This is a genomic window from Fusicatenibacter saccharivorans (assembly GCF_015557635.1).
GTDB classification, from domain to species: domain Bacteria; phylum Bacillota; class Clostridia; order Lachnospirales; family Lachnospiraceae; genus Fusicatenibacter; species Fusicatenibacter saccharivorans.
In genome coordinates this window covers 76468-103017 of sequence record NZ_JADNOP010000007.1, presented here as the reverse complement: position 1 = coordinate 103017, position 26550 = coordinate 76468, and the positions used below count along the sequence as shown (strand labels likewise).

The 26550-nt window shown below is 47.7% G+C and carries 26 protein-coding genes; 16 read left to right on the top strand and 10 right to left on the bottom strand.

Annotated elements, in window-relative coordinates; all coding sequences use genetic code 11:
- The first annotated feature begins 151 nt into the window (after window positions 1-151).
- The gene (locus tag I2G42_RS07715; protein WP_055226212.1) at window positions 152-778 is read left to right on the top strand and encodes a GntR family transcriptional regulator; all 627 of its coding nucleotides are present in this window, start codon (window positions 152-154) and stop codon (window positions 776-778) included.
- 95 nt (window positions 779-873) lie between these two features.
- Here I2G42_RS07715 and I2G42_RS07710 read toward each other — a convergent pair whose 3' ends face one another.
- Together I2G42_RS07710 and I2G42_RS07705 are read right to left on the bottom strand one after the other, a co-directional pair.
- Window positions 874-1632 (bottom strand): response regulator transcription factor, encoded by a 759-nt coding sequence (locus I2G42_RS07710; RefSeq protein ID WP_055226214.1) that lies wholly within the window; start codon window positions 1630-1632, stop codon window positions 874-876.
- A gap of 84 nt (window positions 1633-1716) precedes the next feature.
- Window positions 1717-3384: a sensor histidine kinase gene (locus I2G42_RS07705; RefSeq protein WP_158555009.1), complete on the bottom strand. Its 1668-nt coding sequence runs from the start codon at window positions 3382-3384 to the stop codon at window positions 1717-1719.
- A gap of 403 nt (window positions 3385-3787) precedes the next feature.
- Between I2G42_RS07705 and I2G42_RS07700 the strand changes: the two genes are divergently transcribed.
- The 4 genes from I2G42_RS07700 to I2G42_RS07685 all read left to right on the top strand — a co-directional run bounded on the left by I2G42_RS07700 (window position 3788) and on the right by I2G42_RS07685 (window position 8472).
- Window positions 3788-4744, top strand: a complete 957-nt coding sequence (locus tag I2G42_RS07700; protein ID WP_195530917.1) for an ABC transporter permease — start codon at window positions 3788-3790, stop codon at window positions 4742-4744.
- Window positions 4745-4755: 11 nt separating this feature from the next.
- The gene (locus tag I2G42_RS07695) at window positions 4756-5646 is read left to right on the top strand and encodes a carbohydrate ABC transporter permease (protein WP_055226220.1); all 891 of its coding nucleotides are present in this window, start codon (window positions 4756-4758) and stop codon (window positions 5644-5646) included.
- A gap of 73 nt (window positions 5647-5719) precedes the next feature.
- The gene (locus I2G42_RS07690) at window positions 5720-7420 is read left to right on the top strand and encodes an ABC transporter substrate-binding protein (protein WP_055226221.1); all 1701 of its coding nucleotides are present in this window, start codon (window positions 5720-5722) and stop codon (window positions 7418-7420) included.
- A 122-nt stretch (window positions 7421-7542) separates the two neighbouring features.
- Window positions 7543-8472, top strand: coding sequence for a nucleoside hydrolase (locus I2G42_RS07685; protein ID WP_070103170.1), 930 nt, complete (start codon window positions 7543-7545; stop codon window positions 8470-8472).
- A 9-nt stretch (window positions 8473-8481) separates the two neighbouring features.
- Here I2G42_RS07685 and I2G42_RS16975 read toward each other — a convergent pair whose 3' ends face one another.
- A complete protein-coding gene (locus tag I2G42_RS16975; protein WP_368250375.1) occupies window positions 8482-8601 on the bottom strand; it encodes a DUF6783 domain-containing protein in 120 nt (39 codons plus the stop codon).
- A gap of 57 nt (window positions 8602-8658) precedes the next feature.
- Entirely contained in the window at window positions 8659-9951 is a 1293-nt protein-coding gene (locus I2G42_RS07680; protein ID WP_055226223.1) for an L-cysteine desulfidase family protein, read from the bottom strand.
- Window positions 9952-10150: 199 nt separating this feature from the next.
- Between I2G42_RS07680 and I2G42_RS07675 the strand changes: the two genes are divergently transcribed.
- The 3 genes from I2G42_RS07675 to I2G42_RS07665 all read left to right on the top strand — a co-directional run bounded on the left by I2G42_RS07675 (window position 10151) and on the right by I2G42_RS07665 (window position 12393).
- Window positions 10151-10546, top strand: coding sequence for a BrnT family toxin (locus I2G42_RS07675; RefSeq protein WP_330377069.1), 396 nt, complete (start codon window positions 10151-10153; stop codon window positions 10544-10546).
- Complete coding sequence (locus tag I2G42_RS07670; RefSeq protein WP_055226225.1) at window positions 10533-10727, top strand: hypothetical protein; 195 nt, start codon at window positions 10533-10535, stop codon at window positions 10725-10727. Before I2G42_RS07675 ends, I2G42_RS07670 begins: the two co-directional genes overlap by 14 nt.
- A gap of 136 nt (window positions 10728-10863) precedes the next feature.
- Complete coding sequence (locus I2G42_RS07665) at window positions 10864-12393, top strand: alpha-N-arabinofuranosidase (protein ID WP_055226228.1); 1530 nt, start codon at window positions 10864-10866, stop codon at window positions 12391-12393.
- 60 nt (window positions 12394-12453) lie between these two features.
- On the opposite strand, the gene I2G42_RS07660 is transcribed toward I2G42_RS07665, so the two are convergent.
- Both I2G42_RS07660 and I2G42_RS07655 read right to left on the bottom strand, forming a co-directional pair.
- Window positions 12454-12756 (bottom strand): AzlD domain-containing protein, encoded by a 303-nt coding sequence (locus I2G42_RS07660; protein ID WP_022462150.1) that lies wholly within the window; start codon window positions 12754-12756, stop codon window positions 12454-12456.
- Window positions 12746-13489, bottom strand: coding sequence for an AzlC family ABC transporter permease (locus tag I2G42_RS07655; RefSeq protein WP_022462149.1), 744 nt, complete (start codon window positions 13487-13489; stop codon window positions 12746-12748). The genes I2G42_RS07660 and I2G42_RS07655 overlap by 11 nt, the downstream gene beginning before the upstream one ends.
- Before the next feature lie 406 nt (window positions 13490-13895).
- Between I2G42_RS07655 and ispE the strand changes: the two genes are divergently transcribed.
- The 7 genes from ispE to I2G42_RS07620 all read left to right on the top strand — a co-directional run bounded on the left by ispE (window position 13896) and on the right by I2G42_RS07620 (window position 21251).
- Window positions 13896-14777, top strand: a complete 882-nt coding sequence (gene ispE / locus I2G42_RS07650; protein ID WP_055221791.1) for a 4-(cytidine 5'-diphospho)-2-C-methyl-D-erythritol kinase — start codon at window positions 13896-13898, stop codon at window positions 14775-14777.
- Complete coding sequence (locus I2G42_RS07645) at window positions 14764-15477, top strand: GntR family transcriptional regulator (protein ID WP_055221789.1); 714 nt, start codon at window positions 14764-14766, stop codon at window positions 15475-15477. The genes ispE and I2G42_RS07645 overlap by 14 nt, the downstream gene beginning before the upstream one ends.
- Before the next feature lie 145 nt (window positions 15478-15622).
- Window positions 15623-17155 carry a spore germination protein gene (locus tag I2G42_RS07640; RefSeq protein ID WP_195530916.1) on the top strand — a complete coding sequence of 511 codons (1533 nt, stop codon included), beginning with the start codon at window positions 15623-15625 and terminating at the stop codon, window positions 17153-17155.
- Window positions 17156-17158: 3 nt separating this feature from the next.
- Complete coding sequence (locus tag I2G42_RS07635; protein ID WP_195530915.1) at window positions 17159-18895, top strand: GerAB/ArcD/ProY family transporter; 1737 nt, start codon at window positions 17159-17161, stop codon at window positions 18893-18895.
- A 97-nt stretch (window positions 18896-18992) separates the two neighbouring features.
- Complete coding sequence (spoIIR, locus tag I2G42_RS07630) at window positions 18993-19739, top strand: stage II sporulation protein R (RefSeq protein WP_117510034.1); 747 nt, start codon at window positions 18993-18995, stop codon at window positions 19737-19739.
- Window positions 19740-19934: 195 nt separating this feature from the next.
- Window positions 19935-20759 (top strand): glutamate racemase, encoded by an 825-nt coding sequence (murI, locus tag I2G42_RS07625; RefSeq protein WP_173815455.1) that lies wholly within the window; start codon window positions 19935-19937, stop codon window positions 20757-20759.
- 39 nt (window positions 20760-20798) lie between these two features.
- On the top strand, window positions 20799-21251 hold the full coding sequence (locus I2G42_RS07620) for a YwiB family protein (RefSeq protein WP_022462143.1): 453 nt from the start codon (window positions 20799-20801) through the stop codon (window positions 21249-21251).
- A 148-nt stretch (window positions 21252-21399) separates the two neighbouring features.
- Here the strand turns inward: I2G42_RS07620 and I2G42_RS07615 are convergent, their stop codons facing one another.
- Window positions 21400-21855, bottom strand: a complete 456-nt coding sequence (locus I2G42_RS07615) for a hypothetical protein (RefSeq protein WP_117510035.1) — start codon at window positions 21853-21855, stop codon at window positions 21400-21402.
- Between the two features lie 244 nt (window positions 21856-22099).
- On the opposite strand from I2G42_RS07615, the gene tig reads away from it, so the two are divergent.
- A complete protein-coding gene (tig, locus tag I2G42_RS07610; protein ID WP_173815456.1) occupies window positions 22100-23335 on the top strand; it encodes a trigger factor in 1236 nt (411 codons plus the stop codon).
- A 238-nt stretch (window positions 23336-23573) separates the two neighbouring features.
- On the opposite strand, the gene fucO is transcribed toward tig, so the two are convergent.
- The 3 genes from fucO to I2G42_RS07595 all read right to left on the bottom strand — a co-directional run bounded on the left by fucO (window position 23574) and on the right by I2G42_RS07595 (window position 26502).
- Window positions 23574-24722 (bottom strand): lactaldehyde reductase, encoded by a 1149-nt coding sequence (gene fucO / locus I2G42_RS07605; RefSeq protein WP_022462806.1) that lies wholly within the window; start codon window positions 24720-24722, stop codon window positions 23574-23576.
- A gap of 223 nt (window positions 24723-24945) precedes the next feature.
- On the bottom strand, window positions 24946-25527 hold the full coding sequence (locus tag I2G42_RS07600; protein ID WP_117813088.1) for a TetR/AcrR family transcriptional regulator C-terminal domain-containing protein: 582 nt from the start codon (window positions 25525-25527) through the stop codon (window positions 24946-24948).
- A gap of 135 nt (window positions 25528-25662) precedes the next feature.
- Window positions 25663-26502 (bottom strand): cytosine permease, encoded by an 840-nt coding sequence (locus I2G42_RS07595; protein WP_173816503.1) that lies wholly within the window; start codon window positions 26500-26502, stop codon window positions 25663-25665.
- Window positions 26503-26550: the final 48 nt, after the last annotated feature.

Genomic DNA, 26550 nt, shown 5'->3' with positions numbered 1-26550 from the left:
CATTTTCCTTTTTTTTACCGGTAAAAATCTGGGAGCACGGCATTTACAAGCAAAAAAAAATTTGTTAAGATAAAAAATAAGGCGCATTTGGAGAAGAAAAAAATCAGGATGCGCAAAAGTGAAGAAAATAAAAGATAAGGAGTTTCCCCTTATGAAAAAACAACAGGAAAGCCTTAAAAATATGGTATATCAGGCCATTTTGAACGGCATTTTTACCGATGAATATAAACCCAATCAAATTATCAACGAGCAGGAGCTGGTACAGAAATTCGGCTGCAGCAAGACACCGATCCGTGAAGCCCTTGTGACGCTCTGCAATGAGGGAATCCTCCGCAGCTTCCCGCGCTTCGGCTACCAGGTTGTCAGCGTGTCCCGCGAAGAGGCACAGAATATTCTGGATTTCCGCCTTGTTCTCGAGGGCGGATATCTTCGTCAGTCGATCGGACATATCACCGAAGAAAATCTGGCGGAGCTTGCCGAGATTGATGAGAGATGCAAACAGAGCACCGACAGCGTATGGGATCACTGGGAGGCAAATACAGCATTCCATCTGAAGCTGATTTCCTTCTCCGGCAACGCTTACGCATATCAGGAGCTTGAACGCACCATGAACGTCTTAAAACGCGCTTACGCCCAGTTTTACTGGCAGACCTGGTCCAACGTAAACCCGGCACTGGACATTGCGCATCATAACGATATTATGCAGAGTATCCGGGAGAAAGATCTGGAGAAGACGCAGAACTATCTGAAAGAGGATCTGGCGGATTTTTGTGGGTAAGAAATGAGACAGAGTGTATGGAAACGAAGAATTCCAATACACTCTGTTTTTTTGTGCGCTGGAGACCTTTTCCAGGCACGCTCCAGGGCTCGTGATTATCCATGAAAATGCTTCTCCCGATACTGCTGCGGTGTCACTCCACTGCTTTTCTTGAACTGCCGGTAAAAGTAGGAAACGTTTGCGATTCCGATCTGGTCACAGATTTGCTGGGGGGAGAAGCTGGTGGTGGCAAGCAGACGTTTTGCGGTTGTCATACGTTCGTCCATGATGTAGCTACTGAGCGACGCTCCTGTTTTCGTACTGAAAATGTGGGACAGGTAGTCCGGGTTCATGTGGATTTTCTCGGCGATGGAGGTGCGGCCCAGTTCAGGATCGGAAAGATGCGAACGGATATAGTCCTTGATGACGCTGATCGGGTCCGAGGCATCGGTGGAGAGGTGCTCTTCCATATTCAGCCGCTCTTTCTCATACCATGCATTTTTTTTCACCTCCTGCACAGCCGCCGCCAGCTTTTCCATAAGCTGATCCGGGTCGATTGGTTTTAACAGGTAGGAGAAAATATGTAAATTCAGCGCTTCCTGCGCATAATCAAATCGCTGATGGCCGGTCAGAACGAGTACGATGGGATGAAAATTGTTCTCATGCAGCCATTCCACTAACTGCAGACCGGTTTCGCGCGGCATTTCGATGTCAGTCAAAAGAATATCAATATCCTGGGAACCCTCAAAAATTCGTTTTGCCTGGCTGGCACTGTAGGCAGGAAACGCCTGCTCAATCCCGAGCGCCGACCAGTCTGTCGTTTCGATAATGTTTTTCACAATATAATATTCATCATCCACTACTAAAATGTTCATTGTAAAAGCCCTGTTCCTTTCTTCCGTTTCGCATGGATTTGAATCGTTACAAAAAGCAAGCCGAAAGCCTTTTTCAAACAAGCTTTAGCTCTCGTTTCTTTTGCCGGGGACCTGAGGTGTGTCGGAAGCATGTGAAAAAAGAGGTTCCGATGTTTCAATTTTGTTTTCCGGCGGATTGCCATCCTCCCGGTATGGAATGTATGGAATCGTAACCTCTGATCTTGCACCCCATCCGGGTTCGTTGGAAAAATGCGCATGGGCTTTTTCTCCATAAACAAGATAAAGCCGTTTGAGCAGATTGTAGGTTCCGATTTTTTTTCCATCAAAGTCATGAACCTGCTGGGAAACTGGCCGGTTCAGGTATTCCAGATCCTCTTCAAAATAACCACTGCCGGAGTCGAGATGAGTGAGAACCACATATTTTTCACCATTGCGCTCCACAAGGCTGCCGGTGATACGGACACGGAGCTCTTCGCCCATGATCATGTTGTGCTTGATGGTATTTTCTGTAAACATCAGCAGAATGATCGGAAAAACAGAAGCATTCCTGCATTTCTCATCCACATGGATTTCCCAGTTCAGACAGCCTGGAAACCGCAGTTCTGTCATCTCCAGAAAATTTTCTACGTATTTCAGTTCTTCTTTCAAAGGAACGGCTGTCTTATCCTGCAGGGTGTACCGCAAATGATTCGAAAGTGTGCGGACGAATTCATTTGTGAGCCGCCTTCCTTCTTCCGTGAATGGCATTGATGCGATTGCGGAGAGACAGTTGATCAGAGAGTGCGGCGCTACCTGGGATTTCAGATACTGAATCTCCAGTGCCTTCAGATTTAATTTATCCTCATAAACATTGATTTTTAACTTCTCAATTCGATTCATCAGCTTATTCAGTGTTTCACCGATTTCCAGAACCTCCTCACACCGCTCATTGGAAAGATCCGGGTGCGGCACCTGTTGTTCCTCTTTGACCTGTGATGCCATTTTCCGGATCAGATCAAGAGGCTTTGAAATCAGGTGTTCATAGGAAACGGTCCATAAAAGAGAAACCACGAAAATCAGCAGAGCACCCCCGAGCAGAAGCTTGAGCATATTGTAAATAGGAGTGTTGACTTCTTCGGAGGGGATGAGTGCATTTAAGGAGCAGGTAGAAGAAGGAAGCTTTTCAGCGACCTGTAAATATTGTATACCGTCCTTTCCGCGGATCCGATGAGGTTTCTGGGTAGAAAAGTCGGTAGACAGTTTAAAATCGGACCAGCTTTCGTTGTCGTATGGAATACCATTTTCATCAGCAAACAGAAAAATGGTATTTGAATCATCAAATGGAGTATTCAGTTCATCCAGACGGATCCAGGCACCAAGATAGCCATGGAGATCATTGATAATTCGGATCAGATAGGTATGGCGTTCCAGCTCTATATAATACCAACTCTTGAAGTTGAGAGCGGAGGCGTCCTCTCCCGACTGACGTAAAAGCTTTTTCATGTAGGAACTACAGTCATTGGAGCCCCCATTTTTATAGCGGCAGACAAAATGGTCGTTTGCTTTTCCATAAACAAACATACCGTCAATGTCTGTCATGTAACTTAAAGTATTATCCAAAAGCCTGGAGGCTTTAATCTGGGAAATCACTGCGTTTGGGTTGTTTTTGGAAGTGATCGTATCGACAACATCAGTATTGTTATTAGCGAATTCCCAGAGACAGTTTTCAGCAGTTTCCATACTCTTATTTAACTGCTGGACATAAAGATCCATTGTCTGATGAATTCCCTGGTAGGTTTCATGCTGAAGCTGTTTGGAAATATAAAAAATTAAAAACAGCAATAAAATACTGAACATTATTAAAATACGCATCCAATACCAAAATGCTTTTTTCTTTAGGGAATATATTTTGTGTTTGTGCATAGTGTGGTCAAAAAAATTGAAGTTTAGTGAAAAAGTACGATGTTTTGATGAATTCAAGAAGGATGCCTCCGTAATTATATATAATTTGCACATAGATTCTAAGAAAAGTGCAATAAAACCTAAGCAATGTGAATTGCTAAAAAGTTTATTAAAATTATATAATAACAACAGTTGATAGTCAAAGCAATTTTGTTCGAACATACTTGCAACGACAAAAAAACGAGAAAACAAAGAGGAAACGAGGAGGAAAAACATGGCATCTTTAAAAAAATCCCATGCATCATCCGGGAGCAGCCACAGCAAAGCAGCAAAATTCAAACGATACCTTCCGCTGTATCTGATGTTCCTTCCAGGCGCGATCTATCTGCTCATTAACAATTATATTCCGATGGCAGGCATTATCGTAGCATTTAAGAAGTACAATGCCCGTTTGGGAATCTGGAAGAGCCCGTTCTGCGGACTGGCGAACTTTGAATTTCTGTTTGCATCATCGGATGCATGGACTATTACAAGAAATACGTTACTTTACAATCAGGCGTTTATTGTTCTGAACACGGTAGTCGGAATTATTTTTGCAATCTTTATCTGCGATACGTTTAATAAAAAATTAAAGAAAATTTATCAGAGTGCAATCTTGTTTCCATATCTGATGTCGGCTGTTATTCTTGGCTACATTGTATATGCATTTTTAAGTCAGAGTACAGGTATTGTAAACAATTCGATTTTAAGTGCACTTGGAAAAGATGCTGTGAACTGGTATGCAGAACCGAAATACTGGCCGTTCATTCTGATTTTTGTAAATACCTGGAAGGGTGTAGGATATGGATGTCTGATCTACATATCTACCATCAATGGCATTGATCCGTCTCTGTATGAGGCAGCTTCTCTGGATGGCGCAACCAAATGGCAGCAGATCAAAAACATTACGCTTCCATTCCTGAAACCAACCGTAATCACCCTGACATTGATGAGTGTCGGCCGTATCTTCTATTCCGATTTCGGTCTGTTCTATCAGGTACCACGTGATTCAGGACTTCTGTACTCGGCAACCAATGTTATTGATACCTACGTATACCGCGGCCTGATGAAATCCGGAAATGTCGGAATGTCTGCAGCAGCCGGCTTCTATCAGTCCATCATCGGATTTATCATTGTCCTTACCGCAAACGGAATCGTACGTAAAGTCAGCAAAGAAAACGCAATGTTCTAAGGAGATCACGTATGAAAGAAAAACCATTTTCCAAATATCAGATTTTAGCAAACGCTGTCATGATTATCTGGACGCTTGCCATTATCTTACCGTTTATTCTGTTATTTATGTCTTCTATTACAGATGAAAACACACTGGTAGCGAATGGATACTCCTTCTTTCCGAAGAAGTTCTCCCTCGCGTCCTATTCCTACATCATCAAATCCGGAGGTCAGATTTTGAAGGCCTATGGAGTAAGTATTGGTGTCACGGTAGTCGGAACTCTGTTGAATGTCCTTCTGTCTGCTCTGATGGCCTATCCTTTGTCAGTAAAAAATCTTCCGGGCAGAAATGTGATGATGTTCTTCGTGTTCTTTACCATGCTGTTCAACGGCGGTATCGTTCCATCTTACATTATGTGGACAGGTACCTTCCATATCAAAGATACGATTTTTGCACAGCTGCTTCCAAACTTCCTGCTTTCTGCATGGAATGTTATGATGATTCGAACTTATTTTACCACAAGCATTCCGGATGGATTATACGAGGCGGCAGAGATTGACGGTGCAAGCCAGTTTACCATCTTCTGGAAAATCGTACTTCCGCTTGGAAAACCGATCTTGGTAACAATGGGCACCTTTGCAGGCCTTGCTTACTGGAATGACTGGACCAATGGTCTGTACTATATCGTTAAGAATACAGGTCTGTACAACGTACAGAACCTTCTGAACCAGATGGTACAGAATATTCAGTTCCTGACACAGAGCTCCAACTCGAATGTGACAGCAGCTGCATCGACCATTCCGGCAACGGGAATCCAGATGGCAATCGCATTTGTAGCAATTCTGCCAATTATGCTGATTTTCCCATCTTTCCAGAAATATTATGCAAAAGGTATCGCTCTTGGTGCAGTCAAAGGCTGATACAGATGGAATGAATCATTAGCAGCGAAAAGGGCTGCTTCGTGATAAACTTATTTTAAGGAGGAATTTTTATATGAAAAGAAAAATGCTTGCTGCTTTTCTGGCAGCGACAATGGTGGGCGGCCTGCTTGTCGGCTGCGGAAACAGTGGAGACACTTCCGGCTCATCCAAGAGCTCTTCTGGAACAACATCAACAGCATCGGCATCTGGCGAGGCAGATGCTTCCGTAACAAAAACAGAGCTTGGTGAGTATACGGAAGAAAATCCTTATCATCTCGTATTTGCCTTCGTCGAGTTCTACGAGCAGGATGACGCAGCACGTACTGCAGTACAGGATGCATTGAATGAATATATGATTCCGAAATACCATATTGAAGTGGAATTTCTTCCACTGCAGTATGCAGAATATCAGCAGACGATTCAGCTGATGATTTCCGGTGGTGATGAGCTGGATGTTATGCCAATTTATTACAGCAATGCTTCCAGTTGGATTGCAATGAATGGTATTGTCGATATGAACCAGTATATGGATACTCCGGAAGGACAGGCTATTAAAGATGTGCTTGGTGAAGCAAATGCAACGGTAGGTTCCATGAATGGTATTCTGTTCGGTTTTCCGGCACAGAAGGAATCGGTTGAACTTGGTGGTCTGACCATGAGAGCAGATATCTGTGATGAACTTGGTATCGCAGAGGAATACGGACTGGAGCTGAATCAGGATGAATACACTGGAAAAGTGTATGACTGGTCTGTTGCAACTGAAATTTTCAAGAAAGTAAAAGAAGCACATCCGGAAATGACACCTCTGTATCTGCAGGGAAGTGCAAGCCCGATGAGACGTCTTGCATTTTTCGACGAGTTAGCGGATCAATTCGGTGTTCTGGACTGGGAGGCTGATCATGACTCCACAACCGTAGTGAACGAGTTTGAAACCGATACTTACAAAGAAGCAGTAACCCAGCTGGCGGAATGGTTTGATGCAGGATACATTTATCCGGATGCGTTGACGGATACACAGGGATCTGCAGTTATGATGAAAGCCGGAAATACGTTCTCTTATATGTCAGCAATTAAACCGGGCTATCTTGTTGAGGCAAAGGCATCTACAGGAACAGACTGCTATGCAATGTATTTTGGACAGGATGTAGAAGGTGGATATTCAACTACAAACGTAAGTTTTTATGATACTGGTATCGCAACCAACAGTGCGGATCCGGAAATGGCCTTTAAGTTTATCTCCGCGCTGTATACAGATCCGGAGGTTATGAATCTGTGGCAGAATGGTATTCAGGATGTAAACTATAAAGTTTTGGATGATGGTACTGCTTATTATGTAGATGGTGAAGATGCTTCTAACTTTAAATATCATCAGAATACAGGATGGTTTATGGGCAATCAGTTTAACACATACGTATGGAATGATGGTTCCAAGGATGCAAATTACTGGGATAAACTGCAGCACCATAACGACTGGGCACAGTATTCACCGGCATACGGATTTATGTGGGATTCTTCTGAATACTCTACACAGATCACAGCTCTGCAGAATGCACTGAATACGTATCGTCCAGCACTTGAGACAGGCTCTGTCGGAGTTGCTGGTGTAGAAGAAACACTCCAGAAACTGAATGATGCGCTGTATGCAGCCGGACTGCAGACTGTTATGGATGCAAAACAGGAGCAGCTGGATAAATGGCTGGATGAAAACGGAGGAGCTACAGAAACTCCGCAGTCTAACCTTGATACGATTGCAGCAGCAAAAGAAGCAAACTAACGAAAGATCAACATTAGGTATAATTAGATCTAAGGCAAATCCGCCCGGAAACCGTAAAGCTGTGCGGTCTTCGGGCGGATTGCTTTGTATGTTTTTGGCTTTTACAGCAGAAAGGATTTACTATGAAAAAAATGAATTACACATTTTCCGTGCCGGACAACAAACGCGTGCGTATGATTGTCAGCACAGACTGCAAAAATGAGGCGGACGACCAGTTCGCACTGGCACATCACCTGATGACACCGATGTTTATTCTGAAAGGCATCGTTCCGTGTCACTTCAACATGTTCTCCCGCGATTACGGCGATGGCCACACAGCACAGGCGAGCATGGACGAGGTCAATAAAGTGCTGGATCTGATGGATCGGCAGGGCGTATGCCCGGTCTGCAAAGGATCGGAATTTCCGATGAAAGACGAGCAGACTCCGGCCGTGTCGGATGGCGCAAAGCTGATCGCCGAAGAAGCCATGAAAGATGATCCGCATCCGCTGTTCATCGCCTGCCAGGGAGCACTGACCGACGTTGCCTCCGCACTTCTGATGAAACCGGAAATCGCAGACCGCATGACCGCCATCTGGATCGGCGGAGCACCGTATCCGGAAGGGGGAGAAGAGTTCAACCTCCGCCAGGATATCGCAGCTGCAAACGTTGTGATGAAATCCGGCATGAAGGTATGGCAGGTTCCGTCTACCGTATACAAGAAAGTAACAGTTTCTCTTGCCGAGCTGCAGCTTAATGTTCAGCCATGTGGAGAAATTGGAAATTATCTGTATCAGCAGATGGTAGACTTTAACAACACCTTCTATCAGTTCCAGGAATGGCCGCACGGCGAAATCTGGGGTCTCGGCGATTCTCCGACAGTTGGGTTGCTGCTGGCAGAGGTACAGCGTACCGACCTCTATGAAATGGTAGAAGCGCCGGAAATCAGCTATGAGGACATGAGCTATCACTTCACCGGAAAGAACCGCAAAATTCGCGTTTACCATGATCCGAATGCGGAGCTGACGTTGAGAGACTTTTTTGCGAAACTGAAATTGAATTATGGGATGTGACAGGGACTGCTAATCAAAATCAGAGCCTGTTTGAAAAAAGCTTTCCACAAGATGTGTGTCACAATTTATCGGAAATTTTGTTCGACAGAGGGCGTCGCAGCGGGTTTTTGTATGGACAGAAAGAGCAATATAAAAACAGCCATCTGTGCAAGTTTGTCCAGATGGCTGTCTATCGTAATACTTTCGTTATTTACACACTTCGTCAATATCCACACGGTCGATCATAATATTCAGGATTTCCGTATCGGTATCTTTCATGCCGACTCTTCCGATGTATCCCATACTCTTGATCGTATCCTCGACATCTTCCCGCACGATACCTTCGCCCGGCTGGAAACTTCTGTGATGCTGGCCCATGTAGTGGGCGAGAATAGCAGCGTCAACAGCGGATGCAATTTTCGCCGCACAGGAGGATTTTGCGCCGTCGCAGACAATACCGCCGACGTTTCCAATGGTGTTGACGATCGTCAGACTGACATCTTCATAAGTTCCGCCAGAAAGATAGGTAATGGCGGCACCGGCTCCACAGCCTGCGCTGACGGCGCCGCAGTAAGCGGAAAGACTTCCAATATATTTTTTCTGATGAACCGCAATCAGGTTGCTGACAACGAGTGCGCGGTACAGTTTTTCCTGGGAAACGTTCCATTCTTTTGCAAACTCAATGACAGGAAGGGAAACGGTCATGCCCTGGTTTCCGCTGCCGGAATTGATGACGACCGGAAGAGAGCAGCCGCTCATACGCGCATCGGAGCCTGCCGCTGCACGGGCGCGGGCGCGGATTTTTACGTCATTGCCGTATTCATTCAGCAGCGTGCGGCCAACCTGTGCACCGTATGGATGACGGAGACCTTCATCGGAAATGGCAGAGTTCATGGTGATCTGACGGTCAAGAATTTCTTTGATGTCTTCGATCTTCACAGTATCGGCAAATTCAAGAATATCCTTGACGTTCAGCACACTTTTATCAACGTATTCAGGGGAATCCTCATGAGCCGCAATCTGATAAAGTATCTCACCATCTTTTACGATGCGTGAAATCAGGGTATGACGGTTTACAATCGTTACCTCCGCGCTGTGCTCTCCGGCAATGACTTTTGCAACAATGTAGAGATTCTCTACGCCTTCTTTTAAAGTACAGGTACAGAATCCCTGCTGTACCAGTTCTTTTGTCTTTTCAATATCTGCCTCGGTCACATCTTCAAGTACTTCAAGTTCACGTTCGGCACAGCCTCCGACGACGCCAAGCGTTGCCGCAACATCAATGCCCTTCAGACCGTTGGAATTTGGAACTTTAACACCCTTTACGTTTTTGATGATGTTTCCACTGCAGCAAAGCTCGATCGATTCCGGCATCTGTCCGAGTACTTCGCGTGCTTTTGCTGCCGCATATGCAATGGCAATCGGCTCTGTACAGCCAAGCGCCGGAACAAGCTCGTTTTTTAAAATCTTTACATAACTGTCATATAATTTCTGATCCATGAAAATTCTCCTGTATAGTTTTTTATGCGTTATCAACTGGTAAATCTTGCATTTCTTTCTGATTATACTATTGATATATCACTGATAATATCAGATGTCAAGTAGAGAATTGCAATTTGTGAATTAACATCATGCATTGACGCAGAAAAGAAAAGATGATACGATAAAAACAGTAAAATACTGAAATCGGAGGTAATCATTGGAGAATAGCAAAACTGTAACATTTTCACTTGGTGGAATGATTTTCGAATATGATGAGAAAAAGAATAAAATTAATATAGAAAAACATGGAATTTCATTTAAAAGTGCTGCCCGTGTATTTTTTGATTATGATCGAATAGAATATTATGATGAGGAAAATAGTAATGTTGAAGATCGATATGATATCATAGGTGATTTATCTGCAGGGACAGCGCAAATAGAGCGTAATACAGAGATTATGATCGGAAATATAAAAAGTGATGATGTTTTGTTTGTAGTGTATACGGAAAGAATACGGAAAAATGAAAATGGGGCAGAAATAGATGTGACAAGATTAATCTCCGCAAGATATGCAACCAATTTTGAAAGGGGGCTTTATTATGGTAAATACTAAAGAAATGACAGAAAGCCTGATAAAAGAACTCGCTTTTTCAGAAGAAGAATTAAGGGAACTAAAAGCAGCAAAAGAAAAACCTATTGTATTTGATGAAGATTGTCCGGAAACGACTCCAGAACGGGCGCTAAAATTTCGACGGGTAAATCCGCCGAGGGGAGCAGGCAAAAAAAGAGCATAAAAATTTGTGATCTCCGTAAAACCAGAAAATCCTAGTTTTACGGAGATCTTTTCAGAATAAATTGTATTTTCCTTTAAAGTGTCCTATACTGAAAAGTAGCAAAAATACACACCACCCTTTCATTTGGAGGATTTTTATGCAGAAGATTACGTTTCGAAAATTAGCTGGAGAAAAATATATTTACCCGGAACTGCAGGGACACTTTATCGAGTTTCTTGGCTCCTGTATTTATGATGGAATCTGGGTTGGAGAGGATTCGGAAATTCCGAATTATCATGGAATCCGAAAAGACCTTGTGGATGCATTTCAGAAGCTGCACCCGCCGGTGATCCGCTGGCCGGGCGGATGTTTTGCGGATGTATATCACTGGCGGAACGGCATAGGTCCGCGGGAGCAGCGGCCGGTTACATACAATGAAAACTTCGGTACTTTCGAGACGGATCCCAATCAGTTCGGTACGCACGAGATGATGGAATTCTGCGAGATGATCGGCGCGAAGCCATGGTTTAATATCAATATGATGACCGGATCTCCATCCGAGATGCGAGAGTGGATGGAATACTGCAACCGCAAAGAGCCGACGGCACTTTCACAGGAACGAAAAACAAACGGCCACGAAGAACCGTTTGGGATTGAATACTGGGGTATCGGAAATGAAGTATGGGACGGCGGTGGAAAAATGACGCCGCAGATGTATGCGAACGAATACCGGAAATTCAGTTCCTCCTGTCCGTCGTTTGGAGGCGGCGATCAGACATTTTCCATGAAATGCATCGCCAGCGGCCCGGATGGAAATAAGCCGAAAGAACGTGCTGCGTGGACAAAAGATTTCTTTAAGGAAATGGGAAAATACCGGATGCCGTCTCTCTATGGCTACGATCTCCATTTTTACAACTGGAATCTGAAGCAGCTTCAGACCGAGAAGAAATTTGATGAGAAACAGTGGTATGATGTCATCAACGGATGCAAAGAACTGGAAAGTGTCATCCACGAACAGCGCCGCCTGATCGACGCCGGGCTTGAAGCGCTTCCAAAACCGGAAGGCCCGTTCCAGGCAGCGCCAAGAAAATGTGAACTGATTGTCGGTGAGTGGGGCAACTGGCACAGCAGTGCATTTAATGCGCGCCCGGCGCTGTATCAGCAGTGTACGATGCGCGATGCCGTTACAACTGCACTGACGCTCGACATCTTCCACCGCAATACCGGGGATGTGCGCATGGCATGTGTGGCACAGTCTGTCAATGTCCTGAATTCCCTGTTCCTGACGGATGGTGAGCATTGTATTCTGACACCAAACTACGATGTGTTCGATATGTATCAGGTGCATCAGGGTGCGTATACGCTTGGCTTTGAGGAAAAGAACAAAGATCCTGAGGTCTGCATCTTTGCTTCGATCAAAAATGATGATATCTACGTCAACCTCGTAAATACAAGCTACAGCGAATCAAAGAAAATCGAATTGAAATTCAAACAGTGTCCGGAATTTGTTGAGGCCAAAACACTGTACTCCCAAGATCCGCAGAACTACAATGATGCGAAACATCCGAACCGCGTCCGCTGCAAAGAAGGAAAAGCACCTGCACGGGAAAAAGACTCCTTCCAGATTGCACTGCCGGCGGCTTCGGTCAGCGTTTATCATTTCAGAAAAACAGAAACAGAAAAGTAATACATACAAAACGGGCCGCCCCGGGGAAAAGGATTGTTCCCACAGGGCGGCTCATTTCTATTACAAAAACAATTCAATCACAAACACCACGGCACAGCATGCCACCGAAACCTGAAACAGGTTTGCACCGAACCATGCGGCTGCGATGCCGACGACAAGCGCGAGTGCGCCGGAAACAGGGCTCTGTGTTGCATGAACGATCGCCGGGAAGGTCATGACGGACAGCGTCACGTATGGAACGTAGTACAGAAACGACTGAATAAACTGATTTTTAATCGGCTTCCGAATCAGCGTCAGCGGCAGAATCCGGATTGTGTAGGAAACCAGAGCCATGACGGCGATATAGATATAATTATTGTACATCAGCATTTTCCTCCTCTGTCTTTACCGGGAACAGGATAGCTCCGGCGCAGGAAATCAGAACGGTGAGCAGAATCGTTCTGGTTCCGTCGGAGAGAGTGGAGATGCCCGGGAGATAGCTGCAGATAAAGCTTAAGAAAAAGCTGACGGCAACAAGACCCGCTACCACACGGCTCTTTCGCGCCGGGGGAATGATGATTGCAAGGAACATGCCGTACAGCGCCACGCTTAAGGCACTGACAGCGCGCAGCGGCAGCAGATTTCCGGCAATAATGCCAAGAGCCGTGCCGATCGACCACGCGGGAGCAGCGACGAGAATGGCACCGTATGTATAATACGGATTCAGCCAGCCCGGGCGCGCGATTGTGATGCCAAACAGTTCATCCGTTACATCGTAACCAATGAGAAAACGGTGGAAAAACGGCGTGTCCGGCGAAAAGCGCTGGGCAAGCGCACAGCTCATCAGAAGATACCGCGCATTGGCGATGAGCGTAATGATAGCGACCTGCAGATAGCCTGCGTTGGCGGCAATCAGTGTAAAGGCAGCGTATTCTCCGGCGGAAGCATTGTTGAAAAGACTGGCGAGAAAGCCCTGAAAAGGACTAAGACCTGCCTTACGCGCTGCAATGCCGAGCGAAAACGAGACCGCAAAATAGCCAAGCCCGATCGGAATGCCATCGCGGATTCCGTTGACTAGAACCTGGCGGGAAAATGAATAAGATCTTTGTGAACTCATAAAAAGCTACTTCCTTTTCCTTCGCAGAAGCTAGAGCATGTCTGAAAAATCATTTCCGCAATCTGAGATTCGCAGCTTACGAAAAGTTCTTTTCAGACATGCTCTGGCATCTGGCAAAAATGTTGGGGTCAAGAGATCAAAAATCCTCTTGCAAGCGAGCTTGCACCGGCTTTTTGATCTTTTGCCCTGATATCTGATGAAAATTATAGCAAGTTTCGACAGGTTCGTAAACTCTTATTTTGTTCTTGTTCGTTTCACGCAGCCACTGCTTACACCTGCGTTTCTAAGTCTGTTGAACTGAATTGTATAAAATTATGTACAAAAACAGAAGATAACGCTTGAAAATAGAAGAAAAATCCATTAATATCTATGTATACAAAAAACATTGCCGAAGGTGGTGCCTACGATGAAACTGCGTGCGCTTGCAAAAATAAATCTTGGTCTTGATGTGACCGGAAAAAGAGAGGATGGTTACCATGAAGTCCGCATGGTAATGCAGACGATCCAGATGTACGATCAGCTGGAAATAAAGGAGAGAAAAGAACCTGGCATAAGGCTGACAACCAATCTGCCGTTCCTTCCGTGTAATGACGGAAATCTCGTATACAAAGCGGCCAAGCTTCTGATGGATGAATTTGATATCCGTCAGGGCGTTGATATGAACCTGACAAAATTTATCCCGGTAGCGGCCGGCATGGCGGGCGGAAGCTCGGATGCGGCAGCAGCACTGGTAGGAATTAACCGCATGTTTCAGCTTGGTCTGACCAAACGCCAGCTGATGGAGCGGGGTGTGCAGATCGGAGCGGATGTTCCGTACTGTGTGATGCGCGGTACGGCGCTGGCAGAAGGAATCGGCGAAAAGCTGACATCCCTTCCCGGCGTACCGATGTGCTATGTGCTGATCGGAAAACCGGGCATCAATGTTTCGACGAAATTTGTCTATGGAAACCTGCATCTTGACGAGGTGACGGAGCATCCGGATATCGACGGCATGGTAGAGGCGATCCGAAATCATGACCTGTACGGCATCACGGACCGCATGGGAAATGTGCTGGAATCCGTGACGTGTCCGGCGTATCCGGTGATCGATGAGATCAAGGCACAGATGATGAAAAACGGTGCGGTCAATGCGATGATGAGCGGCAGCGGCCCGACCGTATTCGGCATTTTCGACGATCCGGATAAGGCAGAATTTGCCCGTGATCAGTTAAAAATAAGCGGACTGTCGAAACAGACATTCCTGACTACAGTATCAAAACCGGGAGGTACAAAGTATGGCAAAAAATGAGTTAGACCTGCAGATGGAGGATTATCAGTACCTTCCGCTCCGCGATGTCGTGTTCCGCACGCTGCGCCAGGCGATTCTGCGCGGGGAGTTAAAGCCGGGTGAACGGCTGATGGAGATCCGGCTGGCAAATCAGCTCGGCGTTTCGCGTACCCCGATCCGCGAGGCGATCCGTATGCTGGAACTGGACGGCCTTGTGATCATGGTGCCGCGGAAGGGTGCGCAGGTAGCACAGATCACGGAAAAAGACCTGAACGACGTACTGGAGGTGCGGCTCGGACTCGAGGAGCTGGCGGTAAAACTGGCGTGTCAGCGGATTACAGAGAGCGAACTGCAGAAGCTTTATCAGGCATCGCGCAGCTTTGAACAAATGCTGGAGACAACAGAGACGGATGATCTGCAGAAGCTTGCACAGGCAGATGTGGCATTCCATGATGTGATTTATCAGGCGACGAACAACGAACGTCTGATTCAGCTGCTGAACAATCTGCGGGAGCAAATGTACCGTTACCGGATTGAATATTTAAAGGATGTAAAATCCCGACGTTCCCTGGTCGAGGAGCACGATGCCCTCTATGAACGTATGAAAAATCGGGATCTTGCAGGCGCACAGAAGATGATCCGCGAGCATATCGAGCGACAGCAGGAGAGTATTATGCAGACCGTACATCACCAGAGCATGACGGGTGTAGAAGAAAAATAAAAGCGTATAAAATTTCGAAAAAGGAACATTCTGTTACAGAGTAAAAAAATCGTGACAGAATGTTTTTTTATGGAATTTTGCAGAGTATGTTTCTCCAGATGGTTTTTCGGAAGCTTTCAAAAGGAGGAGAAGGAGGGACGCAGGCATGGAAAAAGAGAAGACGCAGATTTCACTCACACTGGCGGAAAATGAAAGCGTGATCCGTACATGGTGTGAAAATTGCGATGATATTCAGATCCGCCCGATGAAACTCGGCAAAACGGGCGGAACCGGTGCGCTGCTGATCTACGTAGAAGTGGCGGTGAGCTGCGTTATGTTGAAGGATTCCGTGATCGGGAAGCTGTTGAACCGTCTGATGGAGGTTCCCGAGGCAGATATCCCGGGGGTTCTCTCGGAAAATCAGCTCGGAATTTCGGATGCACTGGAATTTGATACCATGGAAGCTGCGTTCGCTTCCATGCTTGCGGGAAATGCAATTCTTTTTGTGGATCATTATGACCGTGCAGTCAAGATCGGATCGAAGGGTTATCCCAATTTAGGAGTGCAAAAAGCGGAGTCCGAAAAAGTGCTGCGCGGCTCAAACGAGGGCTTTTCCGATTCCGTCAAAACCAACACGGCACTCGTCCGCAAGCGTCTGCGGACCACCGATCTGAAAGTGGAGGAGATACATTTTGGTGCGCGTTCTGATACGGTTCTGGCTCTGGTGTATGAGAAAGAGCTGATTTATCCGAAATTTCTGGAAGAGGTAAAACAGCAGATTGCCGGCTGGGAAGTGGACGGCGTTTTTGACAGCGGCATGGTCGAGCAGCTCTGCGAACCGCAGTGGAAATCGCCGTTCCCGCGCTTTGAGACGACCGAACGGCCGGACCGCGCGGCGATGGAGATTCTGGACGGAAGAATCCTGCTTTTATGTGATAATTCCCCGGTCGGGATTCTCTTCCCGGCATCATTTGACAGCTTTTTAAAGGTCAGTGAGGACCGGTATCATCATTTTCTGATCGTCTCATTTGAGCGGCTGCTGCGGTATGCGGCGGTCTTTCTCACCCTGTGGATTTCGGGCGGATACCTGGCTGTCACGGGCTTTCACACGCAGGTGCTTCCGACCAAACTCCTGCTGGCGTTCGCCGAAGCGCGGAAAGGCGTTCCGTTCCCCGGCATTCTGGAAATTCTTCTGATGGAATTTGCTTTTGAACTGATCCGCGAGGCCGGTGTGCGCATGCCGGGGCCGCTTGGCGGGACGATCGGAATTGTGGGCGGGCTGATCATCGGAGATGCAGCGGTTTCCGCCAATCTGGTGAGCCCGATGACCGTCGTTGTGGTTGCGGTTTCGGCGCTCTGTTCGCTGGCGATTCCGAACGAAGAGTTCGGTGCGCCGTTCCGGCTGCTGAAATTCGGCTTCATTTTGCTCGGCGGATGGCTCGGCATTTTCGGCATGGTGCTCGGCACGTTTCTTCTCGCAGGTCATCTCGCCGGGCTTATGAGTTTTGGTATTCCCTATCTGATGCCGTTTGTCGGGAAAGGACTTGCGGGCTACCATGCGCCGAAGGATTCCGTATGGCGGCCGCCGCTGCATCAGATGCGGGAGCGGCCGGTCTTTACAAAGCGCGATCAGAGAGTGCGGCTGCGGAAAAACAGAAAAGCTGCGGAGCCGGAAGAAAAACAGGAAAGGGGAGAGTGACGCATGTTTTCGGAAAATGACAGAATTTCACAGCGCCAGATGGAACGCCAGATCGTGCTCGTTCTGCTCTGCCCGGCGTTCTGGCAGCTCGCGGCGTACGGCGCATCGGACGGCCTGCCCGGTATGGCAGGGATTTTCGTTGGATATGGGCTGCTGGCGGTGTGGTGCATTTATCTCGTGCGCCTTGGCGGGCTTTACTGCCGCCTGGAAAGCGTGATGGGAAAGGCTGGGAAACTCCTTCTGGCAGTGATGTATCTGTGTTATCTGCTTTTCCTCGGCGGAACACTGCTTCGCAGAATGGCGGAGCTTGCCGCCGCGTATCTGACAGCGGGTGTACCGCAGGAGCTCTGCGGACTGTTTCTGCTCGCGGCAGCCGGGTTTGGTGTCGGCAGTGAAGTACAGAAAAGAGGACGGCTGGCGGAAGCACTCTATCCGTGGATTGTGGGCGGGATTTTGATTCTGCTTCTGCTGACGGTTCCGCAGATGCATTTTTCCTCGTTTGAGGATGCCTGGGAGACAGCAAAGTCTGTTGAAATTGTGGATAACGGAATACTTTTTGGGTGGAATGTGTGGAGAACACTGGAAAATGGAACACCGATTGCGCTGCTGCCGTTTTTACTGGGGCATGTGCAGAAAGAGCACAGGAGTGTCATTCTTCCGGTGACGCAGAGTATCTGGAAAACGGGGCTTCTTGTAATTGCAGGAAGCATGGCGCTGCTCGGCGTTTTCGGCCGGCGCGGCACGGCTGCGGCGCAGGACCCGCTCTTACTGTTAATGGCAGGAACGAGCCTGCCGGGTGGATTTCTGGAGCGGTTTGATATTCTGTGGATGGCATTTCTTTTGATGGGACTGCTGTTCACACTGGGAAGTCTGCTGTTTTACGTATCGCTGATCGGAGAGAAGACGGGACTGTGGAAACCGCAGAATCTCTATGTACGGATCGGTACAGTGCTTTTTATATGGCTGCTGTCATGCGCGGAAAGCGGCTGGTCGGTCCGATACGGTTACTTTCCGTTTTTCCTTGCCATCACGGTGCTGCTCGGCTTCTGCCAGAAGCATATGAAAAAACTGCGGCTTGTGTGTCTGGCGCTGGGCAGTATGATTTTCCTGTCATCCTGCGGGGCAGTAGAGCCGGAAAAGCGGTTGTATCCACTGGCGGTTGCCTTTGATTATATGTCGGAAGAGGCGACTGCGCCGGAAAACAGTGAAACTGGGGAAGAAACCGGGACGGCGGTCAGTGAGAGCGGCGGAGAAAAGGAGACGGCTGGCGGTAAATGGCGCGTCTGGTATGCGCCTGCGAATCTTGCGGTGGTGACCGGCCAGGGAAAGGATGAGCAGGAGGAGGGAACCGACGAGGACCCCGCATCGCTGTTCTTTGAAGCGGAGACGTTTGAGGAGATTGCGCAGCAATATGACAGCACAGAGGAATATGATCTCGACACCGGACACGTCCAGGCGATTGTATTTTCCGATGCACTGCTCAGTGACCGGGGACGGATGGAAGAACTGTTGAAGTACCTGGAACAGGACCGTGCGCTTGGGCACAGTGCCTATCTGTTTCACGCAGAAAAACCAGAAGATATCATGGAGCAGAACGGAAAACAGGTGGAGTCCGTCGGTGAGTACCTGTGCGGAATTTATGACAACCGGGTGAAAAGAAAAGAGGCGGTGACACTGGCGGACTTGTGCTATGCGTGGGAAAACGAAAGGAGCATTCTGTGGATTCCGAAAGCGCCGTAAAAGGTTTAAAGTGTATGGAATATCGGAGCGGGCAGTGAGTGTCTGTGTATAAAAGTTTTGAAATCCGGCAAAACTGGAAAAAAACAGGAGGCAGCATATGAATGAGAAAAAAGTACAGAGCCGGAAACGGAATCAAAATCAGACACAGAAGAAATCCAGGGACAGGCAGGCGCAGCCCCGAAATACATTTGGGAACCAGCATAGAAGTCAATTCCAGGCGGCATTTCAAATTTTCTGCCGCCGCTGGCTCCCCGTCTGCATTGCGGCGCTGATCCTTTCCGGAACCGCCAATCTTCTCCGCGAGTCCCGTCTGCAGCAGGAAGTCGCTGCAAAGATCGTGCGCTTTCACGTAAGAGCCAACAGCGACTGCGCCTCCGACCAGCAGATCAAGCTTCAGGTACGCGATGCCGTTGCCGAAGAACTGCAGACGATCCTGCACGGAGCCGAAACAAAAGCAGAAACCGAAGAAATCCTGCGTGAAAACGAGCCCTCCATCCGTGCCGCCGCCCTTCAGACGCTGCGCGCAGGAGGCAGTACTGACGATATCACCGTAACGTACGGAAAAGCCAGTTTTGAGGAAAAAGAAACGGGCAATTATATTCTCCCCGCCGGAACGTACGACGCTCTTCAGATCAACATCGGCAGAGCCAAAGGGCATAACTGGTGGTGCATGCTGTATCCGTCCATCTGCTTTTCGGATGCCCTGCGCCCCGTAAACGAGGACGGCGAAAGTGCAGAAAAAGTCGAAAAAAGCCGGATTCCGCTGCAGAATCTGTTGAGTGACGCCGCCTACCGCGAAATCCTGAAAAGTGACCGGATTTCGTTCCGGTTTTTCTGGCGTTAAGCGGATTTTTCGAAAGACTTTCAAGAGAAATGATTGCAATATTCCTCCATTCGGGTTAAAATAATGTATCAGCGACCTATTTTAACCAGGGTCGTGAAATGAAAAAAGAAATGTAAAAATTCAGATATATAATATAGAAATGAACCCCATTCGGCATGACAAAAAAGTAATGCCGGATGAAAAATGGAGGAAAGTATGAAAGCAGACAGACAGGCGCCGATTGGCGTCTTTGATTCCGGTGTCGGCGGACTGACCGTAGTGCGTGAGATTATGCGAAACCTGCCCGACGAACGAATCGTATATTTTGGAGATACTGCGCGTGTGCCGTACGGTTCCAAATCGAAGAACACCGTCATCCGTTATTCCCGCCAGATCGTACACTTTCTGGAAACCCAGCAGGTCAAGGCAATCGTCATCGCCTGCAACACCGCAAGTGCGCTGGCACTCGATACGATCGAAAAAGAGATTGATCTCCCGATCATCGGCGTGGTAAAACCGGGCGCACAGATGGCCGTCGAGACGACGCAGAACAAGCGCGTCGGCGTCATCGCAACCGAGAGCACTATTCAGAGCGGCCTCTACCAGCAGCTTATTACCGAGGCAGATCCGGCGATCACCGTTTACGGAAAACCGTGTCCGCTGTTCGTGCCGCTCGTGGAAGAGGGCTGGACAAAAGATCCGATCACCGAGGAAGTGGCGCGCCGCTATCTGGCAGAGATTCTGGATAAAGACATCGACACGCTGATTATGGGATGCACCCACTATCCGCTGCTGCGTTCTCTGCTGCGGAAAGTAGTCGGAGAAAAAGTAACACTCGTCAACCCGGCATACGAAACCTCACAGGCACTGTGCAGACTGCTGCGGGAGCTGGAGCTGGAGAATCCGGGAAACGATGAGCTGGGCCGTCAGAAATACCAGTTCTTCGCAAGCGACGGCGTGGAGCGGTTCAATGCCTTCGCACATTCCGTTCTGCCGGAGCAGATCAGCGATACGAAACAGGTACAGATTGAAAACTATTAAAAACGACATACAGAAAAGAGAGAGGAACATCAGAAAAGGATGGAAAAAGACGTACTCATCAGCATCCGCGGACTGCAGTATCTGATGGATGAGGAATCCGGCGAACAAGAACCGGTGGAGGTTATGACGACGGGTTCGTACTACAAGAAAAACGGCCATCACTTTCTGATCTACGACGAGGCAACCGAAGGCTTTGACATGATGACGCACAACATGATCAAATTTACGGAAAACGCCCTCGAGGTGCGCAAGCGCGGCCTCATTGATGTCCATATGATTTTTGAGGAAGATAAAAAGAACATTTCGTTTTATCATACGCCATATGGCATGATCAACATGGGAGTTGCGGCGACGAAGGTCAGAATGAAAGAGACGCCGGATCAGATTTTACTGAAGGCAGAATACGCGCTCGACATCAACGACAGCTACGTGGGGGACTGCGTAATCGATATCGAGGTAAGACCGCGGGAAGGCGGAAAACTGAATTTATAAAAAAATACCCGGGAAGAATGAAAATCATTCAACTCGGGTATTTTCGCGAGCAACGAGCCAAAGTCCGGGCTTGCACGAGACCTTGGCGACTGCCGCGAAAGCAAAAAGAAACACGCAAAGCGTGTTTCTTTTTGTTTCAGATGAAATTTTATTTCTCCTCGCCGCGTGCCTTGCGGAGCATTTTCTGCCAGAAGCCGTTTTTCTTTGCCGGCTGCTCTAACGAACCGCGGATGCCGCGAACTCCGGTGATGTAGATACCGCTTACGGTAGCCTTGACTTCTTTTTTCACCGGGATCTGATCGAAGATAGCAGCGTCGCAGATCAGGGTCATGATTCTCGGACCGACTTTTGCTTTGACGATCGGCAGTTTTGCGCGACGCATCATTTTCGGTGTCTGGTCGATGACCATCTGTGGGAGTCCGGAATCTTTCATGCGAAGCTTTTTCTTATCTATGATCAACATGGAGACAGTCTGTTTCATGGCCTCCATTTGTTCCTGCTGTGCGGCCTGTTTTGTCTGTGCTTTTTTACCGAAGTAATACAGCAGACCAAGGATGACAGCGATGACAGCTAATACGATTAATACGATAATCCAGGGTTTCATCCCTCTATTCCTCCTCTGCAAAAAAATAATGTGGGCATCGGAACATACAATGCCAGTCTATGAACATTCTAACATTGATTTCGGCAAAACGCAAACACATTTTAGCGCAATCCAGGCGATTTTACGGTTGAAAATCATAAGAATTTCTAAAATCGGAGCCCCAGCCTTTTTTTTACCAGACAAGTATGGTAAAATGAGATTTACAACGCGCCGGGAACGGCGTAGTATGGAGGAAAATTCAAGAATGAAAAGAAAAGCAGCAGTCATGCTTCTGCTCATGACACTGGGAGCAGCCAGTGTGAGCGGATGTGGAAAAAACAATACAACAAGCAGCAGTTCCGTATCAAGCGCAAGCAGCACAAGCGCTTCCTCAGCATCCGATGCGTCGAGCGCAGGCAGCACATCGTCCGACAGCACAGCTTCTGAGGAATACGCTTCCCCGAGTGATGTAGACGGGATTCCGGTTGTCGATGAGGAAGTTGATCCGGCAGAGTGTGTAACGCTTGGAGATTACAAAAAGCTGACACTGGAAAAGAAAGTAGAGCAGGTAACGGATGATGACGTACAGACGGCAATTATGGCAGAGACAGCTGTCACCATGGACGATCCGGACGCCACCGTACAAAAAGGCGACACCGCCGATATTGCCTATGTTGGAAAAGTTGACGGCAAGGAGTTTGACGGCGGAAGCAGTGATTCCTACAATCTGGTGATCGGATCCGGTACCTTCATCGATGGATTTGAGGATGGTGTCATTGGAATGAAAACAGGGGAGACAAAGGATCTGAACCTGAAATTCCCTGACAGCTATCAGAGTACCGATCTGGCAGGAAAAGATGTTGTGTTTACCGTTACGGTAAATGCGTTTACCCGCCCGGCAGAAAACATTGACGGATGGGAACTCGACGATGCATGGGTAGCAGAGAATACAGATTACAGTACTGTGGAGGAATACCGTGCCGGAAAACGCGCAGAGCTGGAGGCTGCAAATGAGACGACAGCGGAAAATAATCTGCAGAATGACGCGATGCAGCAGGTGGCAGACGGCTGTACGTTTCACAAAATTCCGAAATCCTATATCACCCTTGGCGAAGAAGATTACGATAAACGGTATACCGCTTATCTTCAGAATTACGGCATTTCCTTGGACGACTATCTGGAGCAGTATGCGGACAGAGCGACCTACAATCAGGAGAAAGCAACGTATGCAGGAACGATGGCAAAAAGTGCCCTCCTTCTGGATGCCGTAAAAGAGGCAGAAGGCTGGACAACAGATGACCAGGATTACCAGCAGATCTTAAACGATGAGGCAGCCAATGCCAATATGTCGCAGGAAGATTTCCTGAAGGCAGCCAATGACTATTACGGGGAAGATACGGTAGTGCGCAACATCATGATGGAGCGCATGATCAATATGGTTCTCGACAATGCAACAGTCAATACCGTGACTGTGGATGCAGACGGAAATACAGTAGAATAAAAAGAAAAATCACCCCGGAAAACAGGATGAAAACTTCTGTTTTCCGGGGTGATTTAACCGAATCAAGTAAGTCCCCTGCTTCCATTGCGAAAAGCAATAAGCAGTGGGTGGGAACTTGCTTGTATCAGGAGGAGTGCAAGCTCCTTCTGATAAACTGCGGAGCAGTTATTTGGTTATGAGCAAGTAGCGAAGCGGATTGCGAATATCCGCTTCGCATGTGGGAAACGAATTGTGTTCGTTACGCCATGATTTTGCGGAACAGATCCTTCAGATCTTCTACGCTTGCATCCTTCGGATTGCCCGGTGCGCAGGCATCTGCGTGTGCGGAATCTGCAAGGAACTGCAGATCTTCTTCTTTGACTGCCTCGAGAACAGATGGGATTCCAACGTCTGCGGACAGCTTCTTAACAGCATCAATCGCTGCTTTTCTGTACTCTTCCTGAGACATTTCGTCTACACCTGCAACGCCCATGGCACGTGCGATTTCACGGTATTTCTCACCGGTGCACTCCTGGTTGTATTCCATAACGATCGGAAGCATCATGGCACATGCAACACCGTGTGGGGTATCATAAACAGCACCAAGGGTGTGTGCCATGGAGTGAGCGATTCCAAGACCTACGTTGGAGAAGCCCATACCTGCGATGTACTGGCCAAGAGCCATTCCTTCGCGTCCCTCTTTGGTGTTTGCGACAGCACCGCGCAGAGATTTGGAGATGAGTTCGATGGCTTTGAGATGGAACATGTCAGTCATTTCCCATGCAGCTTTTGTGGTGTAGCCTTCGATTGCGTGAGTCAGAGCGTCCATACCGGTGGAAGCGGTCAGGCCTTTCGGCATGGAGGACATCATATCCGGGTCAACAACTGCGATGATCGGCATATCATGCGGGTCAACGCATACGAATTTACGTTTTCTTTCTACGTCGGTGATAACGTAGTTGATGGTAACCTCTGCAGCAGTACCGGCTGTAGTCGGAACGGCGATGATCGGTACACACGGATTTTTGGTCGGTGCGGTGCCCTCAAGGCTTCTGACATCCTCAAACTCCGGGTTTGCGATGATGATACCGATGGCTTTGGAGGTATCCATAGAAGAGCCGCCGCCGATGGCGATCAGATAGTCAGCGCCGGATGCCTTGAAAGCTTCTACGCCGTGTTTTACGTTTTCGATGGTCGGGTTTGGCTTGATATCGCTGTAAAGCTCATAGTCGAGTCCGTTTGCGGTCAGAATATCGGTTACTTTGGAAGTAACGTTGAATTTAATCAGATCCGGGTCAGAGCATACGAAAGCTTTCTTGAAGCCGTGTGCCTTTGCTTCATTTGCGATCTCGGCAATAGCGCCTGCTCCGTGATAAGAGGTTGCATTTAAATTAATACGATTTGCCATGATTGAAAAACTCCCTTCTAAAATGAATAAATGGTTTTACTGAACTTGTTATTATATTAACAAATCCGGAAGGGAAAAAGAAAGTGACAGAAGAAGCGAAGTGTAACACTTTAAAAAAAATCGCCATTGTGACAAAAACAACAGAACAAAATTTGTGAAAAATAACCAGAGAGTGTCTGAAAAACCATTTCCGCAATCTGCAAGCCCCACTTTGACACGCGCTCTAAGAGAGCAGCTGCAGATTCCGGAACAGTTTTTTTAAGTCTTCCGGCATTGCCCGGACGAGAAGAGCGGCAAACTCGGAAGGTGTCAGATCCATGCCGGTAAGCACCCATTTTACGGTCATGGTGATGGAACCCTGACAGTACATTTCGAGAAGAAAATGCATTTCCGGTGAAACCGGACTGCCGCTTTTTTCGTGAATCAGATTTTCGTAGAACGCGAGAATCAGATCGAAATCGTGCTCACGCAGAGAATTCTGCTTGTCGTAGCGGAAGGCAGCGGCGAAAAAAGCTTTTTCTTTCTGAATATAGGTAAATTTCTTTTCCAGACTGTCAAAAACGGTCGTTCCGCGACCCATATGTTCGAAGGATTTTGTCAGTAATTTATCAAAATACCAGTTGATCAGATCGTATTTGTCGAGAAAATTGCGGTAGAAGGTCTGGCGGGTAACACCGCAGATTTCACAGATCTGGCGCACGGTGATCTCTTCGACAGGGGTTGATTTCATGCACTCCTTCATGGATTCGGCAAGACGGTATTTTGTTTTTTCTCCTTTGGGAGCAGATACGGTGGAATGGATCATCCGGGCAGTTTCCTTTCGTTTCGAAAATTATAACTATGCAGAGTTATGCATACATTATAACGCGAATCAGAAGAAATAAAAAGCCCTGAACATGTTTCCAGGATGAAAGCGAGAAACATGCCAAGGGCGTTATTGTTATTTTCTTTTGTTTACGGCCTGTCCGACACAGTAGCATACAGCGGCAACAACCATGCCGTTGATAGAAGCGATGCCCCAGTGTAAGAGGTTCGCAACAATGGCACCGAGAATGACACCGGCAACTGCAAACCAGTCTACGGTTTTAAGCTTCGGCTGATCGGTTTCAAAGTCCTTTTTGTTCATGAAGTAGGCGAGCACCAGAATCATGCCGACCGGCGGCAGGGTACAATTCAGAATGTTGAGCCAGCCGCAGAAGTTGTAGTACAGCCATACGGAGGCAACCGTTCCGATGATACCGGAAAGGAGAACCATCGGTTTTTTCCTCTGATGGAAGATGTTGGCAAGACCAAGACCTGCGGTATACAGAGCGTTGTCGTTTGTAGTCCAGATATTAAGACCGAGAACGAGAACAGCCAGGTAGAACAGGTTCAGGCGGACCATAACCTCGAAGATATCGTTTCCGCCGACAAAGATCGAGGAAACAGCACCGAAGAAAAACATCAGGGAATTTCCGATAAAGAAAGCCACAACCGTGGTGATGGCACCCGCTTTTCCGTCCTTTGCAAAACGTGCGAAGTTCGGGGTTGCGGTTCCGCCGGAAACGAAGGAGCCGACACCAAACCATCCGATCTGCGTAAAGCTGGTCATGGCTGACGGCAGATAGGAACCTTTTTCGCCAAAAGCTCTCTGGGACAAAAGATCAAGTGACAGACCGGTTTTTGCACCGACGTAGCCGAGCAGACCGGTATAAATACCAAGAATGATTCCACCAAGGATCAGTGATCCCAAAAAGCCCCAGAAATCGAGGCCGTCAGCGAGCTGCTGGCCTACCCACATGCTTGCCGAGAAGAAGGTGAAGCCAAGCTATAAACTTTTAACAGTGTA

Bases quoted from the DNA above. Each gene is read 5' to 3' on its own strand.
- I2G42_RS07715 (WP_055226212.1), top strand. From the start codon at position 152: ATGAAAAAACAACAGGAAAGCCTTAAAAATATGGTATATCAGGCCATT.
- I2G42_RS07710 (WP_055226214.1), bottom strand. From the start codon at position 1,632: ATGAACATTTTAGTAGTGGATGATGAATATTATATTGTGAAAAACATT.
- I2G42_RS07705 (WP_158555009.1), bottom strand. From the start codon at position 3,384: ATGGATCTTTATGTCCAGCAGTTAAATAAGAGTATGGAAACTGCTGAA.
- I2G42_RS07700 (WP_195530917.1), top strand. From the start codon at position 3,788: ATGGCATCTTTAAAAAAATCCCATGCATCATCCGGGAGCAGCCACAGC.
- I2G42_RS07695 (WP_055226220.1), top strand. From the start codon at position 4,756: ATGAAAGAAAAACCATTTTCCAAATATCAGATTTTAGCAAACGCTGTC.
- I2G42_RS07690 (WP_055226221.1), top strand. From the start codon at position 5,720: ATGAAAAGAAAAATGCTTGCTGCTTTTCTGGCAGCGACAATGGTGGGC.
- I2G42_RS07685 (WP_070103170.1), top strand. From the start codon at position 7,543: ATGAAAAAAATGAATTACACATTTTCCGTGCCGGACAACAAACGCGTG.
- I2G42_RS07680 (WP_055226223.1), bottom strand. From the start codon at position 9,951: ATGGATCAGAAATTATATGACAGTTATGTAAAGATTTTAAAAAACGAG.
- I2G42_RS07670 (WP_055226225.1), top strand. From the start codon at position 10,533: ATGGTAAATACTAAAGAAATGACAGAAAGCCTGATAAAAGAACTCGCT.
- I2G42_RS07665 (WP_055226228.1), top strand. From the start codon at position 10,864: ATGCAGAAGATTACGTTTCGAAAATTAGCTGGAGAAAAATATATTTAC.
- I2G42_RS07660 (WP_022462150.1), bottom strand. From the start codon at position 12,756: ATGTACAATAATTATATCTATATCGCCGTCATGGCTCTGGTTTCCTAC.
- I2G42_RS07655 (WP_022462149.1), bottom strand. From the start codon at position 13,489: ATGAGTTCACAAAGATCTTATTCATTTTCCCGCCAGGTTCTAGTCAAC.
- ispE (WP_055221791.1), top strand. From the start codon at position 13,896: ATGAAACTGCGTGCGCTTGCAAAAATAAATCTTGGTCTTGATGTGACC.
- I2G42_RS07645 (WP_055221789.1), top strand. From the start codon at position 14,764: ATGGCAAAAAATGAGTTAGACCTGCAGATGGAGGATTATCAGTACCTT.
- I2G42_RS07640 (WP_195530916.1), top strand. From the start codon at position 15,623: ATGGAAAAAGAGAAGACGCAGATTTCACTCACACTGGCGGAAAATGAA.
- I2G42_RS07635 (WP_195530915.1), top strand. From the start codon at position 17,159: ATGTTTTCGGAAAATGACAGAATTTCACAGCGCCAGATGGAACGCCAG.
- spoIIR (WP_117510034.1), top strand. From the start codon at position 18,993: ATGAATGAGAAAAAAGTACAGAGCCGGAAACGGAATCAAAATCAGACA.
- murI (WP_173815455.1), top strand. From the start codon at position 19,935: ATGAAAGCAGACAGACAGGCGCCGATTGGCGTCTTTGATTCCGGTGTC.
- I2G42_RS07620 (WP_022462143.1), top strand. From the start codon at position 20,799: ATGGAAAAAGACGTACTCATCAGCATCCGCGGACTGCAGTATCTGATG.
- I2G42_RS07615 (WP_117510035.1), bottom strand. From the start codon at position 21,855: ATGAAACCCTGGATTATCGTATTAATCGTATTAGCTGTCATCGCTGTC.
- tig (WP_173815456.1), top strand. From the start codon at position 22,100: ATGAAAAGAAAAGCAGCAGTCATGCTTCTGCTCATGACACTGGGAGCA.
- fucO (WP_022462806.1), bottom strand. From the start codon at position 24,722: ATGGCAAATCGTATTAATTTAAATGCAACCTCTTATCACGGAGCAGGC.
- I2G42_RS07600 (WP_117813088.1), bottom strand. From the start codon at position 25,527: ATGATCCATTCCACCGTATCTGCTCCCAAAGGAGAAAAAACAAAATAC.
- I2G42_RS07595 (WP_173816503.1), bottom strand. From the start codon at position 26,502: ATGTGGGTAGGCCAGCAGCTCGCTGACGGCCTCGATTTCTGGGGCTTT.